25 protein-coding genes are annotated in these 26,906 nt (G+C 71.8%); 17 read left to right on the top strand and 8 right to left on the bottom strand.

What is annotated here, in order from left to right:
* A partial coding sequence (locus ACFWYW_RS34475) for an extracellular solute-binding protein (protein ID WP_379641160.1) occupies positions 1 to 1,180 on the bottom strand: 1,180 nt, incomplete at its 3' end.
* Between the two features lie 108 nt (positions 1,181 to 1,288).
* Here ACFWYW_RS34475 and ACFWYW_RS34470 point away from each other — a divergent pair.
* The 9 genes from ACFWYW_RS34470 (at position 1,289) to ACFWYW_RS34430 (ending at position 10,266) form a co-directional block, all read left to right on the top strand.
* Positions 1,289 to 2,062, top strand: a complete 774-nt coding sequence (locus tag ACFWYW_RS34470; RefSeq protein ID WP_379612328.1) for an IclR family transcriptional regulator — start codon at positions 1,289 to 1,291, stop codon at positions 2,060 to 2,062.
* Entirely contained in the window at positions 2,059 to 3,003 is a 945-nt protein-coding gene (locus ACFWYW_RS34465; RefSeq protein WP_379612329.1) for a sugar kinase, read from the top strand. The genes ACFWYW_RS34470 and ACFWYW_RS34465 overlap by 4 nt, the downstream gene beginning before the upstream one ends.
* Before the next feature lie 87 nt (positions 3,004 to 3,090).
* Positions 3,091 to 4,680 carry an ABC transporter substrate-binding protein gene (locus tag ACFWYW_RS34460; RefSeq protein ID WP_379612330.1) on the top strand — a complete coding sequence of 530 codons (1,590 nt, stop codon included), beginning with the start codon at positions 3,091 to 3,093 and terminating at the stop codon, positions 4,678 to 4,680.
* A complete protein-coding gene (locus ACFWYW_RS34455; protein WP_379612332.1) occupies positions 4,677 to 5,591 on the top strand; it encodes an ABC transporter permease in 915 nt (304 codons plus the stop codon). The genes ACFWYW_RS34460 and ACFWYW_RS34455 overlap by 4 nt, the downstream gene beginning before the upstream one ends.
* Positions 5,588 to 6,415, top strand: coding sequence for an ABC transporter permease (locus tag ACFWYW_RS34450; protein WP_379612333.1), 828 nt, complete (start codon positions 5,588 to 5,590; stop codon positions 6,413 to 6,415). Before ACFWYW_RS34455 ends, ACFWYW_RS34450 begins: the two co-directional genes overlap by 4 nt.
* A complete protein-coding gene (locus ACFWYW_RS34445) occupies positions 6,415 to 8,067 on the top strand; it encodes an ABC transporter ATP-binding protein (RefSeq protein ID WP_379612334.1) in 1,653 nt (550 codons plus the stop codon). Before ACFWYW_RS34450 ends, ACFWYW_RS34445 begins: the two co-directional genes overlap by 1 nt.
* A gap of 124 nt (positions 8,068 to 8,191) precedes the next feature.
* A complete protein-coding gene (locus ACFWYW_RS34440; protein ID WP_379612335.1) occupies positions 8,192 to 8,941 on the top strand; it encodes a (2Fe-2S)-binding protein in 750 nt (249 codons plus the stop codon).
* An 18-nt stretch (positions 8,942 to 8,959) separates the two neighbouring features.
* Positions 8,960 to 9,334 carry a BlaI/MecI/CopY family transcriptional regulator gene (locus tag ACFWYW_RS34435; RefSeq protein WP_379612338.1) on the top strand — a complete coding sequence of 125 codons (375 nt, stop codon included), beginning with the start codon at positions 8,960 to 8,962 and terminating at the stop codon, positions 9,332 to 9,334.
* Positions 9,331 to 10,266 carry a M56 family metallopeptidase gene (locus ACFWYW_RS34430; protein WP_379612339.1) on the top strand — a complete coding sequence of 312 codons (936 nt, stop codon included), beginning with the start codon at positions 9,331 to 9,333 and terminating at the stop codon, positions 10,264 to 10,266. The genes ACFWYW_RS34435 and ACFWYW_RS34430 overlap by 4 nt, the downstream gene beginning before the upstream one ends.
* On the opposite strand, the gene ACFWYW_RS34425 is transcribed toward ACFWYW_RS34430, so the two are convergent.
* The gene (locus tag ACFWYW_RS34425) at positions 10,259 to 11,413 is read right to left on the bottom strand and encodes a 4-hydroxybenzoate 3-monooxygenase (RefSeq protein WP_379612340.1); all 1,155 of its coding nucleotides are present in this window, start codon (positions 11,411 to 11,413) and stop codon (positions 10,259 to 10,261) included. The two genes, ACFWYW_RS34430 and ACFWYW_RS34425, sit on opposite strands and share 8 nt — an antisense overlap.
* Before the next feature lie 96 nt (positions 11,414 to 11,509).
* Here ACFWYW_RS34425 and ACFWYW_RS34420 point away from each other — a divergent pair, with 96 nt between their 5' ends.
* Positions 11,510 to 12,655 carry an AMP-binding protein gene (locus ACFWYW_RS34420; RefSeq protein ID WP_379612341.1) on the top strand — a complete coding sequence of 382 codons (1,146 nt, stop codon included), beginning with the start codon at positions 11,510 to 11,512 and terminating at the stop codon, positions 12,653 to 12,655.
* Positions 12,652 to 14,295 (top strand): serine/threonine-protein kinase, encoded by a 1,644-nt coding sequence (locus tag ACFWYW_RS34415; RefSeq protein WP_379612342.1) that lies wholly within the window; start codon positions 12,652 to 12,654, stop codon positions 14,293 to 14,295. Before ACFWYW_RS34420 ends, ACFWYW_RS34415 begins: the two co-directional genes overlap by 4 nt.
* 12 nt (positions 14,296 to 14,307) lie before the next feature.
* Here ACFWYW_RS34415 and ACFWYW_RS34410 read toward each other — a convergent pair whose 3' ends face one another.
* The gene (locus ACFWYW_RS34410; protein ID WP_379612344.1) at positions 14,308 to 14,652 is read right to left on the bottom strand and encodes a hypothetical protein; all 345 of its coding nucleotides are present in this window, start codon (positions 14,650 to 14,652) and stop codon (positions 14,308 to 14,310) included.
* A gap of 169 nt (positions 14,653 to 14,821) precedes the next feature.
* On the opposite strand from ACFWYW_RS34410, the gene ACFWYW_RS34405 reads away from it, so the two are divergent.
* The 4 genes from ACFWYW_RS34405 (at position 14,822) to ACFWYW_RS34390 (ending at position 20,302) form a co-directional block, all read left to right on the top strand.
* Positions 14,822 to 17,104, top strand: a complete 2,283-nt coding sequence (locus tag ACFWYW_RS34405; RefSeq protein ID WP_379612346.1) for a serine/threonine-protein kinase — start codon at positions 14,822 to 14,824, stop codon at positions 17,102 to 17,104.
* A 72-nt stretch (positions 17,105 to 17,176) separates the two neighbouring features.
* A complete protein-coding gene (locus ACFWYW_RS34400; protein WP_379612347.1) occupies positions 17,177 to 18,982 on the top strand; it encodes a serine/threonine-protein kinase in 1,806 nt (601 codons plus the stop codon).
* 77 nt (positions 18,983 to 19,059) lie between these two features.
* The gene (locus ACFWYW_RS34395; RefSeq protein ID WP_379612348.1) at positions 19,060 to 19,833 is read left to right on the top strand and encodes a hypothetical protein; all 774 of its coding nucleotides are present in this window, start codon (positions 19,060 to 19,062) and stop codon (positions 19,831 to 19,833) included.
* Positions 19,834 to 19,846: 13 nt separating this feature from the next.
* A complete protein-coding gene (locus ACFWYW_RS34390) occupies positions 19,847 to 20,302 on the top strand; it encodes a hypothetical protein (protein WP_379612349.1) in 456 nt (151 codons plus the stop codon).
* Here ACFWYW_RS34390 and ACFWYW_RS34385 read toward each other — a convergent pair.
* From ACFWYW_RS34385 to ACFWYW_RS34365, 5 genes are all read right to left on the bottom strand, one after another.
* Positions 20,259 to 21,134 carry an alpha/beta fold hydrolase gene (locus ACFWYW_RS34385; RefSeq protein ID WP_379612350.1) on the bottom strand — a complete coding sequence of 292 codons (876 nt, stop codon included), beginning with the start codon at positions 21,132 to 21,134 and terminating at the stop codon, positions 20,259 to 20,261. The genes ACFWYW_RS34390 and ACFWYW_RS34385 overlap by 44 nt on opposite strands.
* Positions 21,131 to 21,814 carry a TetR/AcrR family transcriptional regulator gene (locus ACFWYW_RS34380; protein WP_379612351.1) on the bottom strand — a complete coding sequence of 228 codons (684 nt, stop codon included), beginning with the start codon at positions 21,812 to 21,814 and terminating at the stop codon, positions 21,131 to 21,133. The genes ACFWYW_RS34385 and ACFWYW_RS34380 overlap by 4 nt, the downstream gene beginning before the upstream one ends.
* Before the next feature lie 26 nt (positions 21,815 to 21,840).
* The gene (locus ACFWYW_RS34375; RefSeq protein WP_379612352.1) at positions 21,841 to 22,788 is read right to left on the bottom strand and encodes a CU044_5270 family protein; all 948 of its coding nucleotides are present in this window, start codon (positions 22,786 to 22,788) and stop codon (positions 21,841 to 21,843) included.
* On the bottom strand, positions 22,781 to 23,377 hold the full coding sequence (locus ACFWYW_RS34370) for an RNA polymerase sigma factor (protein ID WP_379612353.1): 597 nt from the start codon (positions 23,375 to 23,377) through the stop codon (positions 22,781 to 22,783). The genes ACFWYW_RS34375 and ACFWYW_RS34370 overlap by 8 nt, the downstream gene beginning before the upstream one ends.
* 71 nt (positions 23,378 to 23,448) lie before the next feature.
* Positions 23,449 to 24,615: a hypothetical protein gene (locus ACFWYW_RS34365; protein WP_379612354.1), complete on the bottom strand. Its 1,167-nt coding sequence runs from the start codon at positions 24,613 to 24,615 to the stop codon at positions 23,449 to 23,451.
* Between the two features lie 122 nt (positions 24,616 to 24,737).
* On the opposite strand from ACFWYW_RS34365, the gene ACFWYW_RS34360 reads away from it, so the two are divergent.
* Together ACFWYW_RS34360 and ACFWYW_RS34355 are read left to right on the top strand one after the other, a co-directional pair.
* On the top strand, positions 24,738 to 25,199 hold the full coding sequence (locus ACFWYW_RS34360) for a hypothetical protein (protein ID WP_379612355.1): 462 nt from the start codon (positions 24,738 to 24,740) through the stop codon (positions 25,197 to 25,199).
* A 204-nt stretch (positions 25,200 to 25,403) separates the two neighbouring features.
* Complete coding sequence (locus ACFWYW_RS34355; protein WP_379612356.1) at positions 25,404 to 26,855, top strand: hypothetical protein; 1,452 nt, start codon at positions 25,404 to 25,406, stop codon at positions 26,853 to 26,855.
* Positions 26,856 to 26,906: the final 51 nt, after the last annotated feature.

The raw sequence follows: 26,906 nt of genomic DNA, 5'->3' as shown, positions 1-26,906 counted from the left end.
CGACGGTCGCCTGCTTGGTGGCGACCTTCTGCAGCATCGTCGGGATGACCTTGCCGTTGTCGATCTTCACCCAGGCCGGGTCGATCGGCACGAACTTGGTGCCCTTGGCCACCGTGTCGAGGAACGGCTTCAGGAACGGGTCCTTGGCCGCCAGCTCCTCCCGTACGCCGGTCAGCGTGGGCAGGTTGCCCATGGCCTCGTACATCTTGGCCTGGTACGCCTTGCCGCCGAGCAGCTTGACGAAGTCGTTGGCCAGCGTGCGGTGCTTGGCGTTCTTCATCACGCCCAGGTTGTTGCCGCCGGCGAAGGCCGGGGCGATCGAGCCGGGGGCCGCGCCGGGCAGCGGGATGACCTTGTACTTGCCCGCCGCCGCGCCCGCGTCCACGGCCGAGCGGCTGAAGTTGCCCAGGATGCCCATGGCGGCCTTGCCGCTGGCGAACAGCTCGACGGTCTTGCCGCCGGTCAGCGAGGCGCAGGCCTGGGCCGGGCAGATGTCGTCGGACAGCAGGTCGGTGTAGGCCTTGACGCCCTTGCGGGACTCGGGGCTGTCGAGCGTGGTGATGTCGCCGCCGGCGTCCCAGACGAAGGGCAGGGCGCCGAAGGTGTACTCGCCGCCGACGGCTATGCCGTACAGGTCGGGCTTCTTGGCCCGGATCGTGCGCGCGGTCTCGGTGAGCTCCGCGATCGTCGTCGGCGGCTTGAGCTTCAGCTCGTCGAAGACGTCGGTGCGGTAGTAGAGGGCGCGGATGCCGATGAACCACGGCAGCCCGTACGCCTTGCCGTCGACCGTCGCGGACTTCACCAGGTCGGCGCCCAGGTCCTCGCCGGTCAGGTCGAGTTCGGCGAAGCCGCCGGCGGCGGCGTACTCGGCCAGGTCGGTGTTGCCGTATTCGGCCACGTCGGGGGCGCTGGCCGGGTCGTTGAAGGCGCCCTTGAACTTCTCGTGGCGCGCGGGGGTGGTCGGGACCCAGCTGACCTGGACCTTGACGTCGGCGTGTGACGCGGTGAACTCCTTGATCGCCTCCTGGATGACCTTGTCCTTCGGAGCGCGGTTGGGCTCGTCGTAGAGCCACACGTTCAGCGTTCCGGTCTTCTCGTCGCCGCCGCCCGTGGTCGGGGCGGTGGAGGGCGCGCAGGCCGCAAGCGCCAAGAGGGCCGCGGCACAGTAAAGAAACTTCACTATTGCCTCCTTGGCGCCGACACTAGGAAGCTCGCCCTAAGTCGAAAAGACTTGTCACGACTTGTTGTGCAATGCACAACGAGGTGCTGCAGAATGTGACATCAACGCATGCTTCGCCGTAATTTGGCGATCGTGCCCGACCGCAACCAGTCCGCCTCCCTGCGCCGCGCGCTCCTGGTCCTCGACCACGTGCGCGCCCACAGCGGACTGACGCTCACCCAGCTCGCCGAGGCGGTCGGCCTGTCCAAGAGCACCGTGCTGCGCCTGGCCACCCCGCTCATCGAGGCCCGCCTGCTGGAACGCGACAGGAAGACCGGCGCCTACCGGCTCGGCCACGGCACGCTCCAGCTCGGCCAGGCCTACCTGGCCACCCTCGACCTGCGCGCGGTCGCCGCCGAGGAGTCGCACCGCCTGGTCGCCGAGGTACGCGAGACCGTCCACCTGGTCGTCTACGACCCGCCCCACGTCGTCTACATCGACAAGGTCGAGAACCAGGCCACCGTCCGCATGGCCTCGCGCATCGGCAGCCGCGGCCCGCTGCACTCCACGGCCGTCGGCAAGGCCATCCTCGCCTGGCAGCCGGAATCGGCCATCCCCGACGACCTGCCCGCGATGACCAAGCACACGATCACCGACCACGAACGGCTGCGCCGCGAGCTCACCCGCGTCAGGCAGCGCGGCTACGCCGTCGACGACCGCGAGAACGAACCCGAGGTGCGCTGCGTCGGCGCGCCCATCTTCAACCACACCGACACGGTCAGCGCCGCCATCTCGGTCTCCGGCCTCACCTCGCGCATCACCGCCGCGCGGGTGCGGGAACTGGGCCCGATGGTGGCCGAGGCCGCCGCGCGCATCTCGAGAAAGCTGGGGTCCACACGATGACCGACCTGGTGACGTTCGGCGAGACCATGGCCCTGTTCGCCGCCAGGCGGACCGGCCCCCTGCGTTTCGCCCGCGACTTCGACCTCGGCCTGGGCGGCGCCGAGTCGAACGTGGCCATCGGCGTCAGCCGGCTCGGCCACGACGTCACCTGGGTCGGCCGGGTCGGCGACGACGAGTTCGGCGAGCTGATCGCCTCGACGCTGCGCGCCGAGCGCGTGGACGTCCGCGCGATCCCCGACCCGGACGCGCCCACCGGCCTGATGATCAAGGGCAGGCGCACCGCCGACCTCATCGACGTGCGCTACTACCGCAAGGACAGCGCCGGCTCCCGCCTGTCCCCCGCCGACCTCGACCCCGCGCTCATCGCCGGCGCCCGTGTCCTGCACGTCTCCGCCATCACCCCCGCCCTCTCCCCCTCGGCCAGGGCGGCGGTGCGGCACGCCATCGACGCCGCCCGCGCGGCCGGCGTCCTCGTCTCGCTCGACGTCAACTACCGCAGGGCGCTGTGGACGCGCGAGGAGGCCGGCGCGTGGCTGCGCTCGGTGATCGCCGACGTGGACGTGGTGTTCGCGACCGAGGACGAGGCGCGGCTGATCGCCGACACCCACGATCCCGCCGATCCCGTCGCGCTGGCCAAGGCCCTGGGGCCGCGCCACGTGCTGCTCAAGTTCGGGGCGCGGGGGGCGATGGAGCTGTCCGACGACCAGGTACGGCACGCGGAGCCGTACAAGGTGACCGAGGTCGACCCCGTGGGGGCGGGCGACGCCTTCGCGGCCGGCTGGCTGGCCGACTGGCTGGCCGGGGCCGACCCGGACCGGCGGCTGCGCACCGCCTGCGCCGCGGGCGCCTTCGCGGTGACCTCGCAGGGCGACTGGGAGTCGCTGCCCCGCCGCGCCGACCTCGACCTCCTCCGGCCGACGTCGGAGGGCGTCAGCCGCTGAGCGGGAAAGAAGCCGGTCACTACTACTCATCATCGGATTTCCTGGCTAGAGTGCTCCCCACGACCTCGCATACCCCCCGGAGGTTCCGTGAAATACTCTGCCGTTCTCGTGTTCGCCCTGGTAGCGACGCTGGCCGCGTGCAGCGGCGCACCGGCCCAACGACCCGCCGCCCAGGCGGCCAAGACCGTGACCATCGCGATCTCCTCCGACGAGGGCACCCTCACCCCCTTCACCAACGAGAGCGGCTACCCGGGCGACAACCTGGTCAAGCTCATCTTCGACACCCTGCTGGTCCAGAAGGGCGAGACCGTGGCGCCCTCCCTGGCCACCGCGGTCGAGACCACCGACAACAAGGTGTTCAGGCTGCCGCTGCGCACCGGCGTCACCTGGCAGGACGGCCGGCCGTTCACCGCCGCCGACGTGGTGTTCAGCGTGGAGTTCTACCGCAAGAACCTCTCCGGCGACTCCGCGATCGACGTGCGCCCGATCCGCACGGTCAAGGCGGACGGCGACGCGGTCACGATGACGCTCGACGCCGCCGACCCCGAGTTCCCCCTGCGCATCCTTTCCGACATGGCCGTGCTCCCCCAGCACCTGTGGGAGTCGGTGACCAAGGTCAACGAGGCGGGCACCGACAAGGCGATCGGCACCGGCCCGTTCCGGCTGACCGCCTACGACAAGGAACGCGGCTACACGCTCACCGCCAACCCCGGCTACTTCGGCGGCAAGCCCAAGGTCGACACCGTCAAGGTCAACGTGATCCCGCAGGAGACCACCCAGTTCGCCGCCCTGCGCACCGGCGAGGTCGCCCTGTCGGTCAGGAACGTGCCACCGCAGCAGCGCGCCGCCCTGCAGAGCCAGCCGAACATCGGCATCGCCGAGGGCACCGAGTTCGCCTCCACGATGCTGCAGTTCAACACCACCCGCCCGCCCTTCGACCGGGCCGAGGTACGGCGCGCCCTCGCCAAGGCCGTCGACGTGCGCGACCTGGTCAAGACCGCGCTCCTCGGCCAGGGCACACCGGGCAACCCCGGCTTCGTCCACCCCGAGTCCCCGGTCGGCGGCCCGGCCCTGCCCCCGCTGTTCGACGTCGAGGCCGCCAAGCGCGAACTCGACGCCCTGGGCGCGAAGCCGGGCCCCGGCGGCGTCAGGACCCTGGACGGCAAGCCCATGAGCTACGAACTGCTCGTCCAGAGCACCTCCACCGACCGGCTGCGCAGCGCCGAGCTGATCCGCGACATGCTCAAGAACGTCGGCGTCGAGATCAAGGTGACCTCGCTCGACCCGGACTCGCTCGACACCAAGGTCTGGCCCGACTACGACGTCAAGAAGGGCCGCAACTACGACCTGACCATGTGGGGCTGGTCGGCGCCGGTCATGCAGACCAGCAGCCAGATCGTCTCGCTCTTCGACAGCGACCCGGAGGACGGCAACCTCAACATCGGCGGCTTCTCCGACGCCGGGGTCGACAAGGCCATCGACGAGCTGAAGGCCACGACCACGCCGGAGAAGCGGGCCGCCGCCGCGGCCGGGCTCCAACAGAAGATCGCCGAGCAGCTCCCCTTCCTCACCCTCTACTACCGCAACGGCGCCTACGCCTACCGCAAGGACGCCTACGCCGGCTGGACCTGGCAGAACGGCCTTGGCGTCCTGCACAGCGGCTCGTTCGTCGGATGAGGCGGCTCCTGGAGTACGGCGCGGTCGTCGTGATCGCGCTGCTGCTCAACTTCCTGCTGCCGAGGGCGCTGCCGGGCGGGCCGATGAAGCTCTTCGGCAGCCCCGAGGCGCTGTCCAGGCTGACCGAGGCGGAACGCGCCCAGATCGCCCAGGAGTACGGCTTCGGCCGCCCCCTCCCCGAGCAGTTCGCCGACTACGTGACCGGCGTCTTCACCCTGGACCTCGGCACCTCCCTCTCGGACGGCCGGCCGGTGGCCGAGGCCATCGGCGAGGCCCTGCCCTGGACGCTGCTGCTGGTCGGCACCAGCATCGTCATCACCTGCGTCCTGGGCGTCGCGCTCGGCGTGCTCGGCGCGCTGCGCAGGCGCAGGGGCGGCGGCGCCGGGCTGCTCGGCACCGCGATCGTGCTCGACTCGCTGCCGGCGTTCTGGCTCGGCATGCTGCTCATCGTCGTGTTCGGAGTCCAGCTGAACGTGCTGCCCACCTACGGCGCCGGCACCCTGGCCCACCTGGTGCTGCCGGTGACCACGCTGGTGGTGACCGGACTCGGCTACTTCTTCCTCTACACCCGCTCCTCGATGCTGGCCGTGCTGACCAGCGAGCCGGTCCAGCACGCCCACGCGCGCGGCGTGCCGTACGGCAGGCTGGTGCGCAGGCACGCGCTGCGGCCGGCGCTGCTGCCCGTGCACACCATCGTGCTCATGGAGATCGGCTTCCTGGCCGGCGGCTCGATCGTCATCGAGACCGTCTTCGCCTACCCCGGGCTCGGGCGGCTCACGTTCGGCGCGATCTCGGCCCGCGACTACCCGCTGATGCAGGGCGCCTTCCTCGTGCTGACGCTCATGGTGGTGGCGATGAACGCGATCGCCGACGCCACCTACCCGCTGCTCGACCCGCGGGCCCGGCAATGAGGGCGCTCGGCGGGCAGGGGCGCGTCGGCCTCGCGCTGCTGGCCGTCATCACCGCCGCCGCCGTCTACGGCCTGCTCCTGCCCGATTCCGCGGGCACCGCCCGGATCGGCGAGCCCTACGCCCCGCCCGGCCCCGGGCTGCCGCTGGGCGCCGACGACCTCGGCCGCAGCCTCCTCGACCAGTTGCTCGTCGGCGCGGCGACCTCGCTCGGCCTCGGCTTCCTGGTGGCGCTCGTGGTCACCGCGCTGGCCGCGGTCATCGGCGGCGCCGCCGCCATCGGGCCCAGATGGCTGTCCTCGCTGATCATGCGCTCGATCGACGTGATGCTCATCCTGCCGGAGCTGATCCTGTTCATCCTGGCCGCCGCCTTCCTCGGGCAGTCGTTCGGGATCAGGGTGGCCATCCTGGTCGTGCTCATGTGGCCGGTTCCGGCCCGGGTGCTGCGCGCCGGGATGCTGACCGCGTGGTCGCGCGGCCACCTGGAGGTCGCGCGGGCGATGGGCGCGCCACGCTGGTGGCTGCTGCTGCGGCACGGCTCCTACCTGATCGGGCCGCTGCTCATCCCGGTGTTCGTCCGCGCCGCCATGCGGGCCATCCTCTACGACGCCACGCTGTCCTTCCTCGGCCTGGGCGACCCCACCGCGCCGAGCTGGGGCACCACCCTGTACTGGGTGCAGGTCAACGGCGTCTTCCTGTCCGAGGCGTGGGTGTGGTGGGCGCTGCCGCCCGGCCTGGCGATCACGCTGAGCGTGCTGGCGCTGGCGCTGATCGGCACCGCGGTCGAAGAACGGCTCAACCCGGCGTTGAAGGAGGTGCCCGCCTGATGCTCTCCATCACCGGGATGTCGGTCCACTACGACGGGCTGCCCGCGGTCGACCGGGTCAGCCTGGACGTCGGCGACGGCGAGATCGTGGCGCTCGTGGGTGAGAGCGGCTGCGGCAAGACCTCGCTGGCCAGAGCGCTGCTCGGGCTGCTGCCCGGCTCGGCGGAGGTGACCGGCTCCGCCATGCTCGGGGAGGACGACCTCGCCCGCCGTACCGACTGGGCGGGGGTGCGGGGGCGGAAGATCGCGATCGTGCCCCAGGGCGCGATGACCGGGCTCAGCCCGGTCCACAGGGTCGGCGCGCAGATCGAGGAGATGCTCGCGCTGCACGGCGGCCGCGCGCGGCCGGGCGAGCTGCTCGACCGCGTCGGGCTCGGCGCCGAGCACCTCACCTGCCACCCGCACGAGCTGTCCGGCGGGCAGCGGCAGCGGGTGGCGATCGCGCTGGCGCTGGCCGGCGAGCCGTCGCTGCTGGTCGCCGACGAGCCCACCACCGGGCTCGACGCGATCGTGCAACGCCAGGTGCTCGCACTGCTGGCCTCGCTCGGCATCGGCATGCTGATCGTCTCGCACGACCTGGCCGCGCTGGCTCCGCACGCCGACCGGGTGGCGGTCATGTACGCGGGCCGTCTGGCCGAGATCCGTCCCAAAGGCGCGCCGTCGCGCCACCCCTACACGCTCGGCCTGCTCACGGCCACCCCCGCCACCGACCGCTCGATCCCCTGGGGCAGCGTGCCCGGTTCCGCGCCCCCGCTCGGCCAGGCCCAGGCGGGCTGCCGGTTCGCGCCGCGCTGCCCGCTCGCGCTCGACCCCTGCCACGACGTGGAACCGCCGCTCGTGGACGGCCTCGCCTGCCACCACCCCGGCTCGCCCGTCTATCCCGCCGTGCCGCGTTCCACCCCCTCAGCCGGTACGGCCGCCGCCACCCTCACCGGCATCAGCCATGTCTACCGGCGCCGCGGCGTCCAGGCGCTCAAGGGCGTGGATCTGGAGGTGCGCTCAGGCGAGATCGTCGGCCTGGTCGGGGAGAGCGGCTCTGGCAAGTCCACGCTGGCCAGGATCGCCCTCGGCCTGATCAAGCCGACGGCGGGCCGGGTCGTGGTGGACGGCGAGGAGCTGACCGGCCGGCGCGGCAAGGCGCTGCGGCTCCTGCAGCGGCGCATCGGCTTCGTGCACCAGGACCCCTACGACTCCCTGCACCCCGGCATGCGGGTGGGCGCCCTGGTGGCCGAGCCCCTCGTGGTCTCGGGCACGCCGGGCGACCGGGAGAAGAAGGTGCTGGCCGCGCTGGAGGCGGCCGGGCTGCCGTGCGACCGGGAGTTCCTGCGCCGCTTCCCCGGTCAGCTCTCCGGCGGCCAGCGCCAGCGCGTCTCCATCGCCCGCGCGCTGGCCGGCGAGCCCGTACTGCTCATCGCCGACGAGGCCACCTCGATGCTCGACGTCTCGACCAGGGCCGGGATCGCGACGACGCTGCGCTCCCTGGCCTCGGGACGCGGCCTCGCCGTCGTCTTCGTCACGCACGACCTGGGCGAGGCCGTCCAGGCGTGCGACAGGATCGTCGTGCTGCGCTCCGGCGAGATCGTCGAGCACGGCCCGGCGGCGGAACTGGCCGCCGCACCCGCCCACCCCTACACGCAGGAGTTGCTCCATTGAGGTCCTCCCCGGCCTGGAAGACACCTTCCCACCCACGTGACCACCGTCGGCAAAACCGGGAGACCACCGTGTCCGACCGTTCCGGCTTCCCTGAAGGACGGGCCCTCCAGACAGTAGGTGTGCGGTGAGAGACGTGTTCGACCGCCTGGCGTCCTTCGGAGACAGGTACCGGCTGGAGACCGGGCTGACCGGGGAGGGCTGGCTGGCCTGCGACCGCCTCCTCGATCCCGGCTCCGACGAGCTCGGCCAGGTCCTGGAGGCCGAGCGGACGGCCAGCGGGCAGGTGTCGGAGCACGCGACCGCGCTGACCGTCATGGCCGTCTACTCCGGCACCGTCACCGCCTCCGCGCTGCTGGCCTGGGCCCTGGAGGACGTGCTGGTGGACATGCGCCCGCCGAACGTGGCGATCCGCCTGTCGCCGCACCACGGCTTCGAGGCGGTGGCGCTGCGCGAGCCGGAGGTGCGCCCGGGTTCGCTGGACACGCTCGTCTCGTGGGTGCTGAACGAGCACCTGCTGCCGCTGGCCCGCGCCATGCGGACACGGACCAGGGCCGGGCTGCGCCAGCTCAACGGCGGCGTGGCGCACGGCTGCGCCGCCGCCTTCTGCATCGCCAGCCGCCTCGGGGCCGACGTGGACGTCCTGCACGCCGCCTACCTGCGCTTCCTCGCCGCGGCACCGGTGCTGGACCCCCTCGGCGAGGTGGTACGGCTGCGCGAGGGCGAGCGCGAAGGCCTGTTCTACCTCCGGCGCACATGCTGTCTCTACTACACCTCGGCCGAGGCGGTGAAGTGCTCAAGCTGCTGCCTGGACAGCGTCGAGGACCGCGTGGCCGCCTACCGCAGGGTCCTGGCGGCCGGGGTCGTGCCCCACTGAACTCGGTAGCATGAGCCCATGAAGCGCGGCCTGGGAGAACTCGAGTCCACGATCATGGACAGGATGTGGGCTTACCACAAGCCCGCGGCGGTGCGTGACGTGCTCGAAGACCTCCGCAAGGACAGGGAGATCGCCTACACCACGGTGATGACGGTGATGGACAAGCTCCACACCAAGGGCCTGCTCAAGCGCAAGCCGGTCGGCCGCGCCTACGTCTACGAGCCGGTCGCCTCCAAGGAGGCCTACACCGCCGAGCTGATGCGCGACTCCCTGGCCGCGAGCGGCAACCAGGCCGCGACGCTGGTGCACTTCCTGGAGCGGCTGACCCCCGAGGAGGCCACCGCGCTGGAGGCGGCGCTGCAGGTCTTCCCGCCCGGAGGCCGCAAGCAGTGATCGTCCCGCTCTTCCTCGCTCTTTACGCGGTCGTGGCGGCCGTGCTGCTGCCGCGCCTGCTCGGCCGGGCGTCGTGGACGTCCAGGGCGCCCCGGCTGGCGATCGGCATGTGGCAGGCGGCCGGCTTCTCCGCCGTCGCCGCCGCGCTGCTGGCCGCGATCTCCCTGGCGGTGCCCACCGACCTGATCGGCCACGGCCTGGCCCGCTTCTTCGAGGCCTGTACGGAACTGCCCGACCTCTCGCTGACCGGGGTGCGCGCCGGGCTGGCCGGCGCCGCCCTCATCGTGGCCAGGCTCGCCTACTCGGTCGCCGACGTGGTGCTGCGCACCCGCCGCGAGCGCCGCCGCCATGCCGAGATGCTCGCCCTGCTCGGCCGGCCCGACGGCGACCTCGGCGCGGTCGTGGTCGAGCACGCCGAGCGCGTCGCCTACTGCCTGCCCGGCCGCCGCGCCCAGACCGTCATCACCACCGGCGCCCTGGAGTCGCTGACCCCCGACCAGGTGGCCGCCGTCCTCGCCCACGAGCACGCCCACCTGCGCGGGCGCCACCACCTCGTGCTGGCCGGGGCCGAGATCCTCACCCGGGCCTTCCCGCGGGTGCCGCTGTTCGAGCGGGCGCGGGCGGAGCTGGCCAGGCTGGTCGAGCTGCTGGCCGACGACATGGCGGCCAGGCGGCACCACCGCATCCACATCGCCGCCGCGCTGGTGGGCCTGGCGACCGGCCGCGTGCCCGCCTTCGCGCTGGCCGCCGGCGGCGAGACGGCCCTGACCAGGGTCCGCCGCATGCTCCACCCGCACAAACCGCTGGAACGCCGTGAGCGCCTGTCCGGGCTGCTGGCGGTCGCCGGGCTGCTGGCGGGCCCCGCCGCGCTGGTGGCCGTGCCCGGCCTGACCTCGTTCCTGGCCCACCACTGTCACGGGCTGTTCAGCTGAGTCCCACGTAGTTCTCGGCCAGCGTCGTCGCGGCGGCCGCCGACGAGGTCACGTAGTCCAGGTAGGACAGCTGCAGGCGGCGGGCGTAGGCGTCCTCGTCGTCGAAGGTGTGCAGCAGCGTCGTCATCCACCAGGAGAAGTGCTGCGCCCGCCACACCCGCCGCAGGCACGCCGCCGAGTAGCCGTCGAGCAGTTCGGCGGAGCCGGTGGCGAAGAAGGCGGCCAGCGCCTCGGTGAGGACGTTGACGTCGGCCACGGCCAGGTTGAGTCCCTTGGCGCCGGTGGGCGGGACGATGTGGGCGGAGTCTCCGGCCAGGTACAGCCGGCCGTACTGCATGGGCTCGGCGACGAAGCCGCGCATGGGCGTGACGCCCTTCTCCAGGATCTCGCCCGTCTCCAGCGTGAAGCCGGGGACCGTCTCCAGGCGGGCCTTCAGCTCGGCCCAGACGCGCTCGTCCGGCCAGTCGGCGAGGTCGGCGTCGGGCGGCACCTGGAGGTAGAAGCGGCTGACCTCGGGCGAGCGCATGCTGTGCAGGGCGAAGCCGCGCTCGTTCCTGGCGTAGATCAGCTCTTCGGCCGAGGGGCGTACCCGGGCCAGGACGCCGAGCCAGGCGAAGGGGTACTCGCGCTCGAACACCGTCAGCACGCCCTCCGGGATCGACGGCCTGGACACCCCGTGGAAGCCGTCGCAGCCGGCGATCACCTCGCAGTCGAGCCGCTCGCCGCCGAACGTCACGTACGGCGCGCCCGCCAGGTCGTGCAGCTCCACGTCGTCCACCTCGAAGCGCAGGTCGCCGCCCGCTTCGAGCCTGGCCGCGATCAGGTCCTTGACCACCTCCTGCTGGCCGTAGACGGTGATCCGCCGGCCCGGGACCAGCTTCTCGAAGGGGATGCGGTGGGCGGCGCCGCCGTACCTCAGCTCGATGCCCTCGTGCGGCAGGCCCTCGCGCAGCAGCCGCTCGCCCACCCCGGCCGCGACCAGCGTGTCGACCGTGCCCTGCTCCAGGACGCCGGCGCGGACGCGGCGCTCGACGTACTCGCGCGAGCGGCGCTCCAGCACCACCGAGGAGATGCCGCGCAGGTGGAGCAGATGGGACAACAACAGCCCGGCGGGCCCCGCGCCGATGATCCCTACTTGAGTACGCATGAGGCACATCATCTCCGGCGGGGCGCGTACTTTGACAAGGACAGGGCGGCCGGGCGGTGCTTTCGTGAGGTCCGGCCGACCTCATGGAGTCCCGACATGTACACACCCGTCCACGAGCTCGTCGCCGCTCATGCCCTGGCGGGGCCGGACCGGGTCGCGGTCGTCGGCGACGGCGCCGCGCTCACCTACGGCGAGCTGAACAGCCGGGCGCAGCGCCTGGCCAGGCGGCTGATCGCGCGGGGCGTGCGGCCGGAGGCGCCGGTCGGGGTGCTGCTGGACCGGTCGGCGGAGTTCGTGCTGGCCGCGCTGGCGGTGCTCAAGGCGGCGGGCGCGTACGTGCCCTGCGGGCTGATGTGCACCGAGCTGGTGATCACCGCGCGGACGCTGGACGGCGACGGACCCGTGACGCCGGGACCGCTGCCGACGGTCCGGCCCGGCAACCTGGCCTGCGTGCTGGCGCCGCGGGTGTCGGTGCCGCACGCGGGGATCACGCGGCTCGTGCACGATCCGGCGTACGTCAGCCTGAACGCCGGGGAGAGCGTCCTGCACGCCTCGCCGGTCACCCGCGACACGGCCGCGTTCGAGATCTGGGGCGCGCTGGCCAACGGCGCCCGGCTGGTCGTCGCGCCGCCGGGGTGTACGTCGCCGGGCGAGCTGGGCGCGCTGCTGCGCGAGGAACGGGTGACGACGGCGTTCCTGTCCACGTGGTCGTTCCACCGGATGGTGGAGGAGCGCCTGCCCGACCTGGCCGGGCTGCGTCAGGTGCTGACCCGCGGCGGCGTGCTCTCGCCCGCGCACGCGCGTACGTTCGTGCGCGCCCACCCGCGAGCGGCCCTGATCAACCTGTACGGCGCCGCCGAGATGACCGCCTTCGTCACCAGCCACCTGGTCTCGCAGGGCGCCGCCGCGACCATCCTGATCGGCCGGCCGATCGACGGCACCCGCGTCCGCGTACTCGACGAGAACCTGAACCCCGCCACGACCGGCCACCTGTACGCCGGCGGCCCCGGCCTGGCCCGCGGCTACCACGACGACCCGGCCCTGACCGCCACCCGGTTCGTCCCCGACCCGTACGGCCGCGGCGAGCGTCTCTTCGCCACCGGCGCCCTGGTCAGAGTGCTGTCCGGCGGCGCGATCGAACTCCTCGGCCACGCCGGGCGGCCTCCTCTCGGCACCGGCGATCCCGGTGGGCGAAGTCACCGCGCGCGACAACCGCCACGGGCCCTAAGCTTTGGCGCGTGACCCCCGGACAAAAGGTGATCGACGGTCGTTTCGAGCTGCTTGACCGGCTCGGCAGCGGCGGCATGGGCACGGTATGGCGTGCCCGCGACCTGGCGCTCCACCGAGAAGTCGCGCTCAAGGAGGTCCGTCCGAGCGGCCCGCTGGACGACGACCCCGGCCGCGCCCGGATGATGCGCGACAGGATCCTGCTGGAAGCGCGCGCGCTGGCCAGGCTCCATCACCCGAACGTGGTCACCATCCACCACATCGTGGACACCCCGGAGACGCCGCACCCGTGGATCGTCATGGAGCTGGTGCCCGGCCGCTCGCTCCAGGACCGCATCGCCAAGGAGCTCATGCCGCCGGCCGAGGCCGCGATGCTGGGCCGCGGGATCCTGGCCGCGCTGCACGCCGCGCACACCGCCGGCATCCTGCACCGCGACGTCAAGCCCGCCAACGTGCTGCTGCGCACCGACGGCAGCCCGGTCCTGACCGACTTCGGCATCGCCGCCCTGTACGACTCGCCCGGCCTGACGGCCACGGGTGAGCTGGTGGGCTCGCCCGAGTACATCGCGCCGGAGCGGCTGCGCGGCCAGGAGGGCAACCCGGCCTCCGACCTGTGGTCGCTCGGCATGCTGCTGTACGTGGCGGTCGAGGGCACCCACCCGATGCGCCGGGACACGCCGCTGGCGACGCTTGCCGCCGTCCTGGACGGCCGGGTCCCGCCACCGCGCCGGTCCGGGCCGCTGACCCCGGTGCTCACCGCCCTGCTCAACCCGGACCCGGCCACGCGCCCCGACCCGGCCCGCCTCGACGCGATGCTCGCCGACGCCGCCATGGCCCCGCCCATGTACACCTCGCCGCCGCCCGCGTACGCCCCGCCCCTGAACGCCCCGCCCCAGCACGTCCCGCCCCAGCCCGGTTACCCGCCGCCGCAGCAGCCCGTCCACGGCCTGCCCACCGGCCCGAACGTGCACGGCTGGTCCACCCAGTCCACCCGGCGCCGGCGCGGCTCGGGACCGCTCGTGGCCGGAGCGGTCGTCCTGGCGGCGCTCGCGGTGGCGGGCGTCATCCTGGTGCCCCAGTGGCTGGCCCCCGGCCCGTCGGACGACCCCACCCGGCCGAACACCGCGGCGAGCGGCAAGCCGTCCGCCTCGGCCATGGTCGGCGACGACGACGATCCCCCGGTCACCGAGGCGCCCGTCCCCGACACCAGCCCCCTGCTCACCCCCGCCCGCATCCGCCAGGTGATCGCCGCCATGGAGAAGGCCTCGGGCAGCAAGGTGTTCAGCGACTTCTCGGTGCACGAGCAGTTCGCCTCGGCCAAGGCGCCGGTGCGCGGGAAGAAGTCCCTCTACGACACCTGGGACTACCGCGACGGCGAGGTCAACAAGGGCTCGGGCGGCACCATGTCCAGCCTCGACAAGACCGTCCGGCTCAGCTCGCTCAACTGGGAGGCGCTGCCGTCCCTGTTCAAGACGGCCGAGAAGCGGCTCGGCATCGACAAGCCGACCTCCCGTTACGTGATCGTCCAGCCGGGCTGGCCGTTCAACGGCCCGCCCCAGCCGGCGATCCTCGTCTACCTCAGCGACGACTACGGCGGCGCGTACCTGGCCGCCGACGCCAAGGGCAAGATCATTAAGATGTACAAGCGGGACTGATCCGCCGGGCCGTCAGCCTTCGAAGCGGACCGTCGCTCCCCTGCCGGTGATGGACAGGATGCGGACGTTCAGGCTGTTGATGCTCCCGCTGCCGCCTTCGCCGAGGGTCGTGGCGACACCGGGTCCCTCCACCCGCACCATGTCCTGATTGAAGGCGTACACCTTGGAGACCCACACCCGGGACAGGCGGTAGCGGGCGGCCACGCGGAAGCTCACCGGCTTCGTGATCGTGATCTTGCACTTTCCGTCGTAGCAGGCGCGCAGGTTCGGCTTCGCCGCGGCGCTCGCCGGGGTGGCGAACGACGCCGCGGCCATGACGGCGGCGAGGGACAGGGCGGTGATGGTCGTCCGGTGCATGGAAGCCCCTTTCATCGGTTCGGCGAGGCCAGGATGCACCCTGCGTGCCGGGACGGGTCCCCGGTGTGACGAAACCGCCCGGGGACCGGTCCCGGACGCGCGATGCTAAGACCACACCACGCCGGCGCGGGCCGCGGGCGGCACGATTCCGGCGTTCGGAGGGACAGGCGTGGACTCCACGGTCGACTGGTTCTCATCACCGCACGAGGTGATGCGGCAGCTACCCGGCTACCGGATTGTCCGGATCATCTCCCAGACCGCGATGAGCTCGGTCTACCTGGCCGAAGACCTCACGCTCCCGCGCCACGTGGTGCTGAAGGTGATGAACCCGCACCTGGCCAGGAAGGACCCGAGCTTCCGCCTGCGGTTCACCCGCGAGGTGGCCACCGCCGCCCGCCTGGACCATCCGCACATCGTCCCCGTGTACGCGAGCGGCGACGTCAACGGCGCGGTCTACGTCGTGCTCAGGCACGTCAACGGCGGCGATCTCGGCGAGCTGATCCGCACCGGCGGCCGGCTCGACCTCGCGCGCGCGAGGCACATCGTCGGCCAGGTCGCCTCGGCGCTGGACGCCGCCCACCAGGTCGGCCTGATCCACCGCGACATCAAGCCGGGCAACATCCTCATCGACACCGCCGACCACGTCTACCTGTGCGACTTCGGCATCGCGAAGATGGAATCGGCCACCACCCTCACGACCGAGGGGCAGTTCCTCGGCACGATGGACTACGCGGCGCCGGAGCAGTTCAGGTCCGGCCCGATCGACCGGCGCACCGACGTCTATGCCCTGGGCGCGGTGCTGTACCAATGCCTGACGGGCGAGAAGCCGTTCCCGCACCGCGAGCCGTCGGCGGTGCTGTGGGCGCACCTGTACAAGACGCCGCCGAAGGTCACCGACCACCGCCCCGACCTCTGGCCCGGCGTCGACGGCGTGGTCCAGAAGGCCATGGCCAAGGAGCCGCGGGCCCGCTACGACACCTGCGGCGCCCTGGCCACGGCTCTGACCAGCCCCGATACTCCCCGCTCCGTCCGCGCGCGCCCGCGAAGGTTGGTCTGGGCGGCGCTCGCTCTCGCCGTCGTGGTCGTCACGGTGGTCACGCTGATCATCCGCCCGTGGTCCGACGATCCCGCGGCGCTCGCCCGCGTGCCCGCCGCGCTGCGCGGGACGTGCGAGCGGGCCGGCGACGGCGCGGGCCTGCCGCTGTCGGCCGCGTCGCTGTCGTGCCGGGCGTCGGGACAGACCGTGCAGATCGGGTTGTACGCCTCCGACTCCGCCCTGGGCCAGGCCTACGACCAGACCCTGCGGCAGGCGGGCGTACCCCGTGCGCAGGGTGACTGCTCGAAGGCGTCGGGCGCCGAGCACCGCTACCCCGGCATCGGCGCTCCCCGGGGCCGGCTGCTGTGCTTCGAGCGGAACGCGGTGACCTGGCTGGTGTGGACCGACGACAAGCACCGGACGATGGCGACGATGGAGAGCCGCGCCGCCGACGAGCTCAAACTCCAGCAGACCTGGAGCACCTGGACGCAGGCACCGGCCTTCCCCGCCCCGCCGGAGAAGGAGGTGATGCGCCTGATCGGCCAGACGGACTGCGAGCGGGCGGAGGCCGGGACGCTCGACCAGTTCCGCGACGTCGTCATCGGCATGGACTGCTCCTCGGACGAGAAGGGCGCCGACGACGTCTCCTACTACCGTTTCGCCAGCCTGGACGGCCTGCGCCGCAGCCACACCGGCCAGGTCGGCAGGACCAAGGCGCCGGACGCCTTCTGCCCGGACGAGAAGCCCGCGAAGTTCCTGAGCAACTCCACCTACGACAACAAGAGCGCCCACCTCGGCGAGATCCTCTGCTACAAGGGCGAGACGCCCACGGTCGAGTGGACCGTCGAGCCGCTGCTCCTGATGGGCCGGGCCACCGGCAAGGACGCGCAGGCCCTGATCACCTGGTGGGAGGAGTCGCGATCCCCCACCATCGACACGGTGATCGCGGCGGTCAACACGCAGGCCAAGCCGCCCTTCCCGACCGCGCGGGAGAAGGCTCTGCTCGACCGCGTTCCGGCCGCCTCCCGCGTCAACTGCCTGCGGCCGGCGGCGGAGCAGATCAAGAGCAACGTGCCCGGCGCGCAGGTGACGGCGGTGGCGTGCGGCCCCACCTCGGGCGCGGGCGTCGTCTTCTACTACCAGTTCCCCGACACCGCCTCGATGCGGCGGAACTACCAGGCGATCGCCCCGGCCAAAGGCTCGTGCGACGTCGAGTCGCGCACCTTCGTCGGCGAGAACGCGTACTCGGTCGGCGGCAAGACCGCGGGCCGGCTGCTGTGCGGCGAGAGCAGGGCGGGCCGGCCCTACCTCTCGTGGACCAACGAGAAGCTGAAGATCCAGGGGTTCGCCTTCAACACGCTCGAACGCGCGGTGCTGCTGAACTGGTGGAGAGAGGCCGCCGGGCCGATCTCCTGAGCGAAGGCGCTGACTCCAGGCCCATCGCTCGGTAAAGTGCGCAGTGTTCCGTCCCCTCCGAAGGGAACCACGGTGCGTCTGGGCAGGTCGGTCGGCCGTCGGTATCGGCTCACCAACGGTCCCATCCGCAGTAGGACCAGCGAGGTCTGGCTGGCCCGCGACGAGCAGCTCGGGCGGGATGTCGTACTCAAGCGGATGCTGAGCGGGCACGACAGCGTGCGCGGGTTCAGCCGGCTGCGGGCCGAGGCGCGGGCGCTGGCGCGCTTCAACCACCCGCGCATTGTCACGCTCTTCGACGCGGTCCAGGTCGGCCGGGGGCGGCGGGCCACGTCCTGGCTGGTCATGGAGCACGTGTCGGGCGGGAGCCTGAACGGGCGGCAGGCCGTGGCGCCGGAGGTCGCCGCGAGCGTCGGCGCGCAGGTCGCCGACGCGCTGGTGTGCCTGCACGCCGAGGGCATCGTCCACGGCGACATCAAGCCGGGCAACGTCGTGGTGACCGGCGACGGCACGGTCAAGCTCGCCGACTTCGGCGCCGCCTACCGCGTCGGCGGGAACGAGACGATCACCCCGAACAGCGCCATCAGCTACACGCCCGACTACGCCGCCCCCGAGGTCGTCCTCGGCCGGCTGGAGCGGGGCTCGGACGTGTTCTCCCTCGGCGCGATGCTCCACGCGCTCGTCACCGGCTCGCCGCCGGAGCGCGGCCCGAGCGGGCGCGTCCTGCTGAAGGCCGACCTCGGGGTGCTGGACGAGGTGCTGCGCGCGATGCTCGCCAGGGAGCCCGGCCGCCGTCCTGACGCCGCGGAGGTGATGCGCCGGCTCACGGAGATCGCGGGCGACGCCGTCCTCCCTCCCGGCGCGAACGGCGCCGCCGGCTTCTCTTCGGACCCGCGCGCCGACAGCGTCATCATGGGCGCGGTCAGAAGCCACCCGTACCTGACCGGCGCGGCCGCCGCCCTTGTCGCGGCCCTGGCGGGGATCGCGTCCTTCCTCCTGCCGCCGTCGGAGCGGGACGGCAGCGCGCAGGCGATCGGGCCCGCGCCCCTGATCGGCGACCAGCGGACGGTCGATCCGTGCGCGCTGACCGAGCCCGTCGCGCTCGGCCGGTTCGGCGCCACCCAGCTCGACCGGGCCTACGGCAACTTCGACCGATGCGACGTGCTGGTGCGCCCGGACGACGACAGCGTCGTCGACGTCAGGGTGGACTTCAACCACGACCCGGCCGCCGAGCAGCCGGGTCAGGCCAGGACCGTGGGCCGGATCGGCATTGTGGAACAACCCGCCGAGCGCGACTCGTGCCTGCGGACCCTGCTGCCGGCCGGGGAGAGCGACATCAACATCACCATCACCGCCAAACGCGACGATCCGGGTAAGGCGCCGCTGTGCGCCATCGCCGATGTCGCCACCGGCAACGCCGTCACCGTGCTGAACAACGGGCCGCTGCCCCGCCGTACCCTGCCGGCGCGATCGCTGGCGCACCAGGACGCCTGCGCGCTGCTGCCGGCCGCCGCGCTGGAGGTCATCCCCGGCATCGACGCCAACGACCCGGACATCGGGTTCGGCAGCTGGCAGTGCGGATGGGAGAGCACGACCAGCGAGCTCTGGCTCGACGTCCGCTTCGACCAGGGACCACCCCCGAACAGCGCGAACGGCTCCGCCACCATCGTGAACGGCTACCGCACGATCCTGCGCCCCGAGGCCGACGGCGACGAATCGTGCCTGGCCCAGCTGGTCTACCGCACGTACCACGACCAGGACGGGCGGGCGGCGGAGACCGTCAACCTCCTCGTCACCGGATCACGCTCGGCCGACCAGCTCTGCCAGCTCGCCAGGCGGCTCACCGCGTCCGCCGCCGCCCGGCTGCCGCACCCGGCCTGAACGCGGCTCGGGACCGGTCCCGAAGCGGGCGGTGGATCCTGACATCCAGTGCCCGTGATGTCCGAAGGAGACGAGCGATGCATTTCCCCGACAGCCTTGCCCGTGGCGTCGCGCCCGTTCGTCCCGGCACGCTGCACGCCCGTACGGTCACCGGCGGCGTGAAGGCCGCCCCGCAGAGCGGCGCGGTCGTCAGGTTCGGCAGGGCCGGCAAGCCGGAGGTCGACCTGGGCGTCGGCGAGGACGACCTGCACGTGAGCCGCCAGCACGGCGAGCTCACCTACCGCAGGCGGCAGTGGTGGCTGCGCAACACCGGCCAGCAGCTCGTCCGGCTGCCGCGCGGGCGGTTCCTGCACGCCACGACCGATCCCATCCCGCTCGCCACCGGCTACACGCCGCTGTTCGTGAAGGGGTGCGGCCATCGCGAGCACCTGGTCGAGCTCTACGTGAGCGGCCACGACGACGAGGGCCTGATCCCCCGCCGCCGGGCCGACACGCTGCCGCCCAAGATCTGGCCGCTCGACGACGTCGAACGCCTCCTGCTCGTCATCCTCGGCCGCCGGTACCTGCTCTACGAGGAGAACCCGCGTCCGCTGACGTACCGGCAGGCCGCCGACTACCTGGCCGACATCCGCAGGGACGAGGCCTGGGGCGAGCGCAAGATCGAGGCTAGAGTCGAGACCGTACGCCGTCGCCTGGACGCGAGCGGATTCCCCTTCCCGCTGATCCACGACATGGCGACGGGCCGGCCCTGTGACAACAACCTCCTGCACAACCTGCTGAGAGGCCTGGTCGACTCCACGACCCTGGTTCCGACGGACCTCGAACTGGTGGAGGAGGACCACCACGCCTGAACGGGAGCTCGACTTGGACCTCACCAAGCTCCAGGAAGCCCTGGACGAGATCTTCGACGCCGGGCTCATGCGCCACTCCTACACCGACTACGCGCGCGACTACGAGATGCTGATCGATCTCCCGGTCACCGAACCGGTGCGCCTTCGCTACCTGTTCAAGTACTGCGTGGAGGCGCGGGTGTCGAGCGCGCTCGGCCCGCACATCTGGCGGGTCTCCCTGGACGACTCGCTCCTGGAATGGCCCTCGCCCGCATGCGAGGGGTACGTGTGGAGCGCACGCTGGCAGAACCTGTATCCGGGCGCGGAGATCGTTCCCGATTCGAGCACGGCCCGCGAGTGGTCGGCGGCGCTCGGCAGAGACTTCCACGAGATCCGCGTCGGAACCAACGTCCAGGTCATCACCCTGGTCTTCGCCGACCTCGACGTCACCTCGTCGCGGTCGCCAGGAAGTCGCGGGCCAGGCGGCTGAACTCCTCCGGCCGGTCGTAGGTGACGATGTGCCCGGCTCCGGGCAACGTGACCAGGCGGCTGCCCGGGGTCGCCGCGGCGGCCTCGGCCATCTCGGCGTGGCCGACGAGCGAGTCCCGGTCGCCGCGTACCCAGAGGGTGGGCGTGGTCAGTCCCGGCAGGTCGGGCAGGTAGTTCACGCGCATGGCGAAGGGGCCGTAGGCGCGTACCATCCAGTCGTCCAGCGCGGGCTCGCCGTACTCGGCCTTGGCCGCCGCCTCCTCGGTGGCCAGGGCGAGGATGGTGTCGAAGTCGCGGGTGGCGGCCCCGGCCGTGAGGTTGGCGATCATCGACTCGCGTACCGTCCGGGGGCGGCGGGCCAGGTAGCGGCTGCTCAGCCGCATCGCGCCGGGCGTGCGGGTGACCATCCAGGTGAGGAACTGGGCCTTCCGCCTGGCTCCGAGCCCGCCGGGTGCGATGGCGATCAGGGCGTCGATGCGGTCCGGGTGCTTCAGCGCGTACCCGATCGCGATTCCGGCGCCCAGCGAGATCCCGATGACGGAGACCCGCGGCAGGTTGAGCACGTCGAGCAGGTCGTCGAGGAAGCGGGTGTAGAACGCCTCGTCCAGGACGCCTCGCCACGGACGGCTGCCGCCGTGGCGGGGCAGGTCGATGAGGTACACCCGGTGGTCGGGCGCCAGGTCGGGGACGACGTGCCGCCACACCCCCTGCGCGGTGTCCAGCATCCCGCCGTGCAGCAGCAGCACGGGCGGGCCCGACCCGCCGGCCCGGTACAGCCGTACGGGGCCGCCGAGGACGGTCAGGTCGGTGTAGGTGTCGAAAACGCCGGTCATGCGGGCTCCTCCAGCCGGCCGAGTTGGTCGTCGAGACGGGCCAGCAGGGACAGCTGCGCCGCCCGCGCGGCCGCCGGATCGGCGGGCAGGCCGCTCGCCAGCCCGCGGCCGGTCATGTCGGCGAACAGGCCGACGGTCTCCGACAGCTCCCCGGCGGTCATGGCGCCGAGGACGCCGGGCGCGTGGAGCAGGCCCAGCGTGAAGATGCCCAGGACGCGGACGATGCTCTCCGTGGAGAGCGCGGGATCGATGACCCCGGCCCGCTGCAACTGGCCGACGTAGTCGCCCAGCCATTGGAACCGGTCGAGATAGCGCTCGTCGCCCACGCCGCGTACATGCTCGCCCAGCACCGCCTCGTCCCCCAGGTAGAGCGCGCTCATGAGGGGGTTCGCGAGCGTCGCCTCCACCGCGAACCGGTAGACGGCCGGGAGGTCGACCAGGCCGGGCGCGCTCAGCACCCGCTGGTGCACCTGGGCGGTCAGCTCGCGCATGTCCCGGTTGAGCACGGCGGCGAGGATCGCGGCCTTGTCGGCGAACTCCAGGTAGACGGCGCCCTTGCCGATCCCGGCGCGGGCGGCGAGGCCGGCGACGGTGGTGTCGGGCCAGCCCTGGTCAAGGATGAGCTGCCGGGCGGCGGCGAGAATGCGCCCCCGCCGGTCCGGAACGAGTGGGCGCGGCATAGTGACCAGAATTGCATATCTGGTCACTACCTCGCAAGGCCGGGCCGGTCCACGATCCCCGTCGCCAGCACCACGTCGGCGAAGATCGCGCCCTTCTTGACGAGCACCTTCCCGTCGCGCACCTCGTCCTGCAGCCAGACCGTCTGATCGGCCATGACCCGATAGGTGCCCGGATCGAGGATGAGGTAGCGGCGCGGGCCCTCCGCCGACCGGAACAGGCCGAGCCCCGTCCTGCCGGTCGCGTCCTTGACGTTCTGCTCGATCCGCACCCCCGGGATCTTCGCCAGCGCGCGGAAGATGGCCGCCTCAAGCTTGGGCGGCATGACCGCCTGCTGCTTCAGATACAGCGTGAGGATCCGGTACGCGCGCACGTCCGGCGCCTCGACCCGCTTGGGCACCCCCTCTTCCCGGGGATTGTCGATCCAGTGCCGGTCACCCGCGACATGGGCGAACAGCTCGTCCGGATCGGTGGGGAGCTTGAGCAGCTTCTTCCGGTACGCCTGGGGCGACAGGTCGTCGTCCCCCGGATCCGGCGGAACATCCTGTACCCGGAACTTCCCCTCCATGTCCCGCCCCGCGCTCTGCTTGCCGTCGTAGCGCAGCCATCTCTCGTACGTCGAGCTCCGGCCGCCCGCGGGCTGAACATTGAAGGTCTTGGTGTACTGCCACTGATCGGGCCGGGGCTCCGGCGCCACGGGCCGCTTCTCGATGGTCTGCGCCGCCTGCTCCAGCACGGTCCCGGAATCCAGCGTGATCGCCTCGGTGAACGGCACCGGCCGGATGTCGGGGGCGTCCCGGGGCAGCGTGACCACGACGACCGCGACCGCCAGCGCCGCGGCGGCCAGCAGGGACGGCAGCACCAGGAACCCGCGCGGGCTGCGCCGCGTCGCCCGGCGGCGGAGCCCGCGCAGCCGGTCGGCGTCGGGCGTCGGCGCGTCCGCGCGCAGTTCGGCGAGGATCCTCAGGTCATCCATGATCTGCCTCCGCATCCACGACGAGGGCCGACGGATCGACGCCGCCCAGCGCCGCACGCGTCTTCTTCCTGGCGCGATGCAACCGCGAGCGGACCGTGCCGATGGGGATGCCGAGCGCGAGCGCCACTTCCTCGTAGCTGAGATCGGCCCAGGCGATCATCAGCAGGACCTCGCGGTCCTCCGGCGACAACACCGCGAGCGCCCCCGCGAGATCGCGCTGCGCCGCCGACGCCGACACCCGCGCCTCGACCCGGTCGGCGTAGCTCTCCGCCACCTCGTCGACGCCGGTCCGCGCCAGCGCCTGGTAGAAGCGTTGTTCTTTACGGCGGTGCTTGCCGATCAGGTTGGCCGCGATGCCGTACAGCCAGGGGCGGGCTTCGGGGTGACTGACGTCGTAGCGGGCGCGACGCCGGAAGGCGGTCAGGAACGTCTCCGCGACCACGTCGTCGGCCAGCGAGTCACCCAGCCGCCGCGTCACATAGCGGTGTAAGGCGGGTGCGTGCCGGTCGAACAGGGCCGCGAAGGCGGCGGGGTCGCGCCTGGACCGCTGGATCAGCTCCGCGTCCGCCAGGCTCACATCGGCTGCCAAGCCTGCGCTCCGTTCCTCGGTGTCGTCACCCTCTTTTCCCCGAAGTGGCGGCTTGAGTTCTCGGCATCTTCCTATGGAAGCAGGCTCCAGCGGGGGCCGTCGGCGGTGTCCTCCACGCGTACCCCACCCTCGGCGAGCGCACCGCGCACCGCGTCGGCGACCTCGAAGGCGCCCTCACACCGGAACTTCTCCCGTACGGCCAGCAGCGGCGGCACGATCCTCGCCACCACCTGCTGACCGGTGTGCGCGGCGAGCGAGGCGATCAGCCGCCGCAGCACGTCCCTGGCCTGCAGCGGCCCGCCGTCGTCCTGTTCGGTGTCGGCCGACCAGCCGGCGATGTCCTCCTCCAGGCGCAACACCGTCCGGGTCGCCGCCGAGACGTCGTCCGCGCCCAGGGCCGCGGCGAACGACTCCTCGCACGCCTCGACGATCTCCCCCAGAGTCCGCTGAGCGGCGACCGCCTCCGGAACCGCCGGCCCGGCGAACCGTCCCTCCCCGCGCAGCAGTTCCCGCAGCTCGGCCAGCGTGGCCGTCGCGCCGGCCGGCAGCACGCTCTGCCCGCCCCTGGTCCGCACCGTGACCCCGCCCCGGCCGGCCACGCGTACCCGCTCATCCACGAGATCGACGACCAGCGCCGTATGCTCGTCGATCCCCAAGATCCCCGTCCCGGCGGGAAGCTCGCGCTCCATCCGCGACAACCGCCGCTCCCCCAGATAACAGAAGCGCGTGTCGTGCGTGCCGCCCTCGGCGTTGTCATAGTGCGGGATGACGACGGCGTTCAGCGCGACGGGCCCCAGAAGATCAAGCCCTTCCCGCCAGTATGGCTCCGCTCCCACCTTGTAGATCTCATACACCGGAACGGTCGCCACCCCGGCCGTGCACGCGGCGGCGGAGGCGAACACCGTGACCCCCCTCCGGGCCCGCACCCGCGCGACCAGGTCCGCCATCGCCGAGCCACCCGCCCACCGGTCCAGCGCGTACGTCGGGCTCCCCGGACCGCAGAACACCCAGTCCGCGCCCGCGACGACACCGTTGACCTCGACGTCCAGGCCGACGCTCCGGGCGAAGTACTGGCAGGCCCGCGCGGAGATCTCCGCGGCGTTCTCCTGGAAGGCATAGGGCGTGTCGAGCAGCACAGCCCGGGGCTTGGGCCCCAGTTCCCCGATCGCGGCGCGATGGACCTCGACCATGGTCGGGCTGGTCTCACCCGAGCCCATCAGCAGCAATACTCCGTGCATCGCGTCCCTCCTCATGTGCCGCACTTCCAGCGACGCACGGGCGAGCCCCTGCAGCAAGTCCACACCTGCTGTATGGACGCTCCTGCATACTTGTCGCAGATGGTCGGACGACGGGGAGCAACGTGACTGTCTCGGTTGAGGTGCTGATGCTGCTGGCCGACCAGCAGGGTGCGTGGTCGTACCGGCGAGCCGCCGCCACGCCGTTGCCCGGCGAGGCGCCCGACGAGACCGCCCGGCGGATCAGCGGCGTCCGGGCCGACGACCCCGCCCACGTCGTGCACTCGACCAGCTGGCGCCACCTGCCGGAGCTGGACCAGATCGTCCTCACCTACGCGGTATGCCCCGACCCCGAACCGGAAAGCACCCGCACCCCGCTGAACGACCTGACCATAGCCCGAGGCTCCGCCCCCGCCGCCCCGAGCCCGGACCAGATCGAGAACGCGAACGTGGCCGCCCACGCCATCCAGCACCTCGCCTTCCTGCGCACCACCGACCCCGTGGTCGAGCGCACACTGGAGCAGTGGCCGGCGATCGCCATGGCCCTGGCCTTCCCCGCCGGAGAACTCGACAACGTCCGCGCGTAGCACGTTCAGAAATACCCGTTTCACGATGCCCGAAAATGGCGCGCCGCCCTTTGCCCGGCGAACGGGAACGGACGCTTACCCATCTGGCCACCAGGCTGCCCAATAGCGGAAATCAGGGATACTTTCCCGCCATTCCCATACACGATGCTCGGCAGTTATCACTAGAGTAGAAGAGCTAGCCGAGATACCTCTTTTGGGGGATTTATGGGTGCGAAGCCGCAGATTCACACTTTCGCGCTTGTCGCGGCCTTGGAACCCGATGGAGAGGCAGCGGCGCGAGAGCTGCGGGAGCTGTACGGCACGTTGCAGAAGCATCGCGCGCCCGCTGACGCCGAACAGCTGAAGATCGCCGACGCCGCGGCCGGGCGGCGGGATTTCGACGCGCTCAAGCGGTTCATCGCCGCCGGCATTCCGCTGGACGATCTCGCCGAGAGGCAGCACGCCCGGGTCGGGCGCATCATCGGCTGGCGGAACGCCAGCGCGGTACTGCCCCTGATGCTCACGTGGTTGGCGCTGGCGGTGGCCAGCTGGGCCTATTACCAACAGGTCACCACGAAAACGGACCTGGTGACACAACCTTTCCTGGTGTTATGGCAGGGCCGTTTCGGCGATTTGTCTATCCCGACCTTCGCAGAAACGGCAATGGCGGCATTTGTCCTGCTTTTGGCTGTATTGACACTTACCATTTGGGCGCGCAGTGCGGAAAGTGCCGCGAATAGGACGATCGCCGATGTCGGCCTACAGGCGGACAAAGCGTTACACGCCCTCGACCGGGCGGTCGAGAGCAACGGCGTACGGGCCCCCGACAACGCCAAGGAATGGGCAGAGGCGGCGAGCCTGATCCTTTCCGAAACCCAGCAGATGATCAAAGCGGCGGTCCGCGACACCGAACTGGTCGCCAGGAAGAACGCCGAGATCACCCAATCGGCGAGCGAGCAGCTGACCCAGTTGCAGCTACGCGGCGAGGAACTGCTGAAGGGCGTCGGCGAGGAGACCCGGGAGGTGATGCTCGCCCTGCAGAGGAAGGCCGAGCAGACCACCACCCTCGTGGGCCAGGAGGCCACCCGCGTCCTGCAGCAGGCGGGCGAGGCCAACCGGCAACTGGTCGAGCAGCAGATGAAGCCGCTGTTCGAGGGGTTCGCGCAGTCGCTGGCCGACTACCGGCGCGACCAGAAGACCTACAGCACCAGTGCCGCCGCGGTGGCCGGGGCCGCGAGCGATCTGGCGGGCGCGGCGGCCGGGCTGGCCAGTAGCGTCGGCGCGTACACCACGATCGCCCGGTCCATCGACGAGAAGCTGGCGACGATCGGCGCCTCACAGTCGGAATTCTCCGGGCGCATCGCGACCCACTCGGCGAGCATCACCTCCGCGGCCACCTCGTTGAACGAGGTCGCCACGCTGGTCACCGGCGATCTGAAGCGCGAGATCGAGACGCTCACGCAGAACGTCGTGAAGGCCGGCCGGAGCCTGGCCGCCACCGAACGCAACCTGTCCGCGACCACCGGATCGCTCGAAGCCGCGACACGAGCCATGGGGAGCACCGCCGCTGACCTCGCCCGCGCCGCCGCGTCGGTGGAGAAGGCGGCCAAGGCGATCAGCGCCGGCGCCGGGGTGTCCGGCCGCGGCTTCTGGTCACGGCTGTTCGGCGGTCGTTGATGACCCGCGTCCGCCGGGGGACCGGAAGCCGTCGCGGCCGGAGAGAGCCGG

The sequence above is a fragment of the Nonomuraea sp. NPDC059023 genome (assembly GCF_042740095.1).
Taxonomy (GTDB): domain Bacteria; phylum Actinomycetota; class Actinomycetes; order Streptosporangiales; family Streptosporangiaceae; genus Nonomuraea.
Note: the sequence above shows the minus strand (reverse complement) of the source record. Positions and strands in the feature narration are given on the sequence as shown.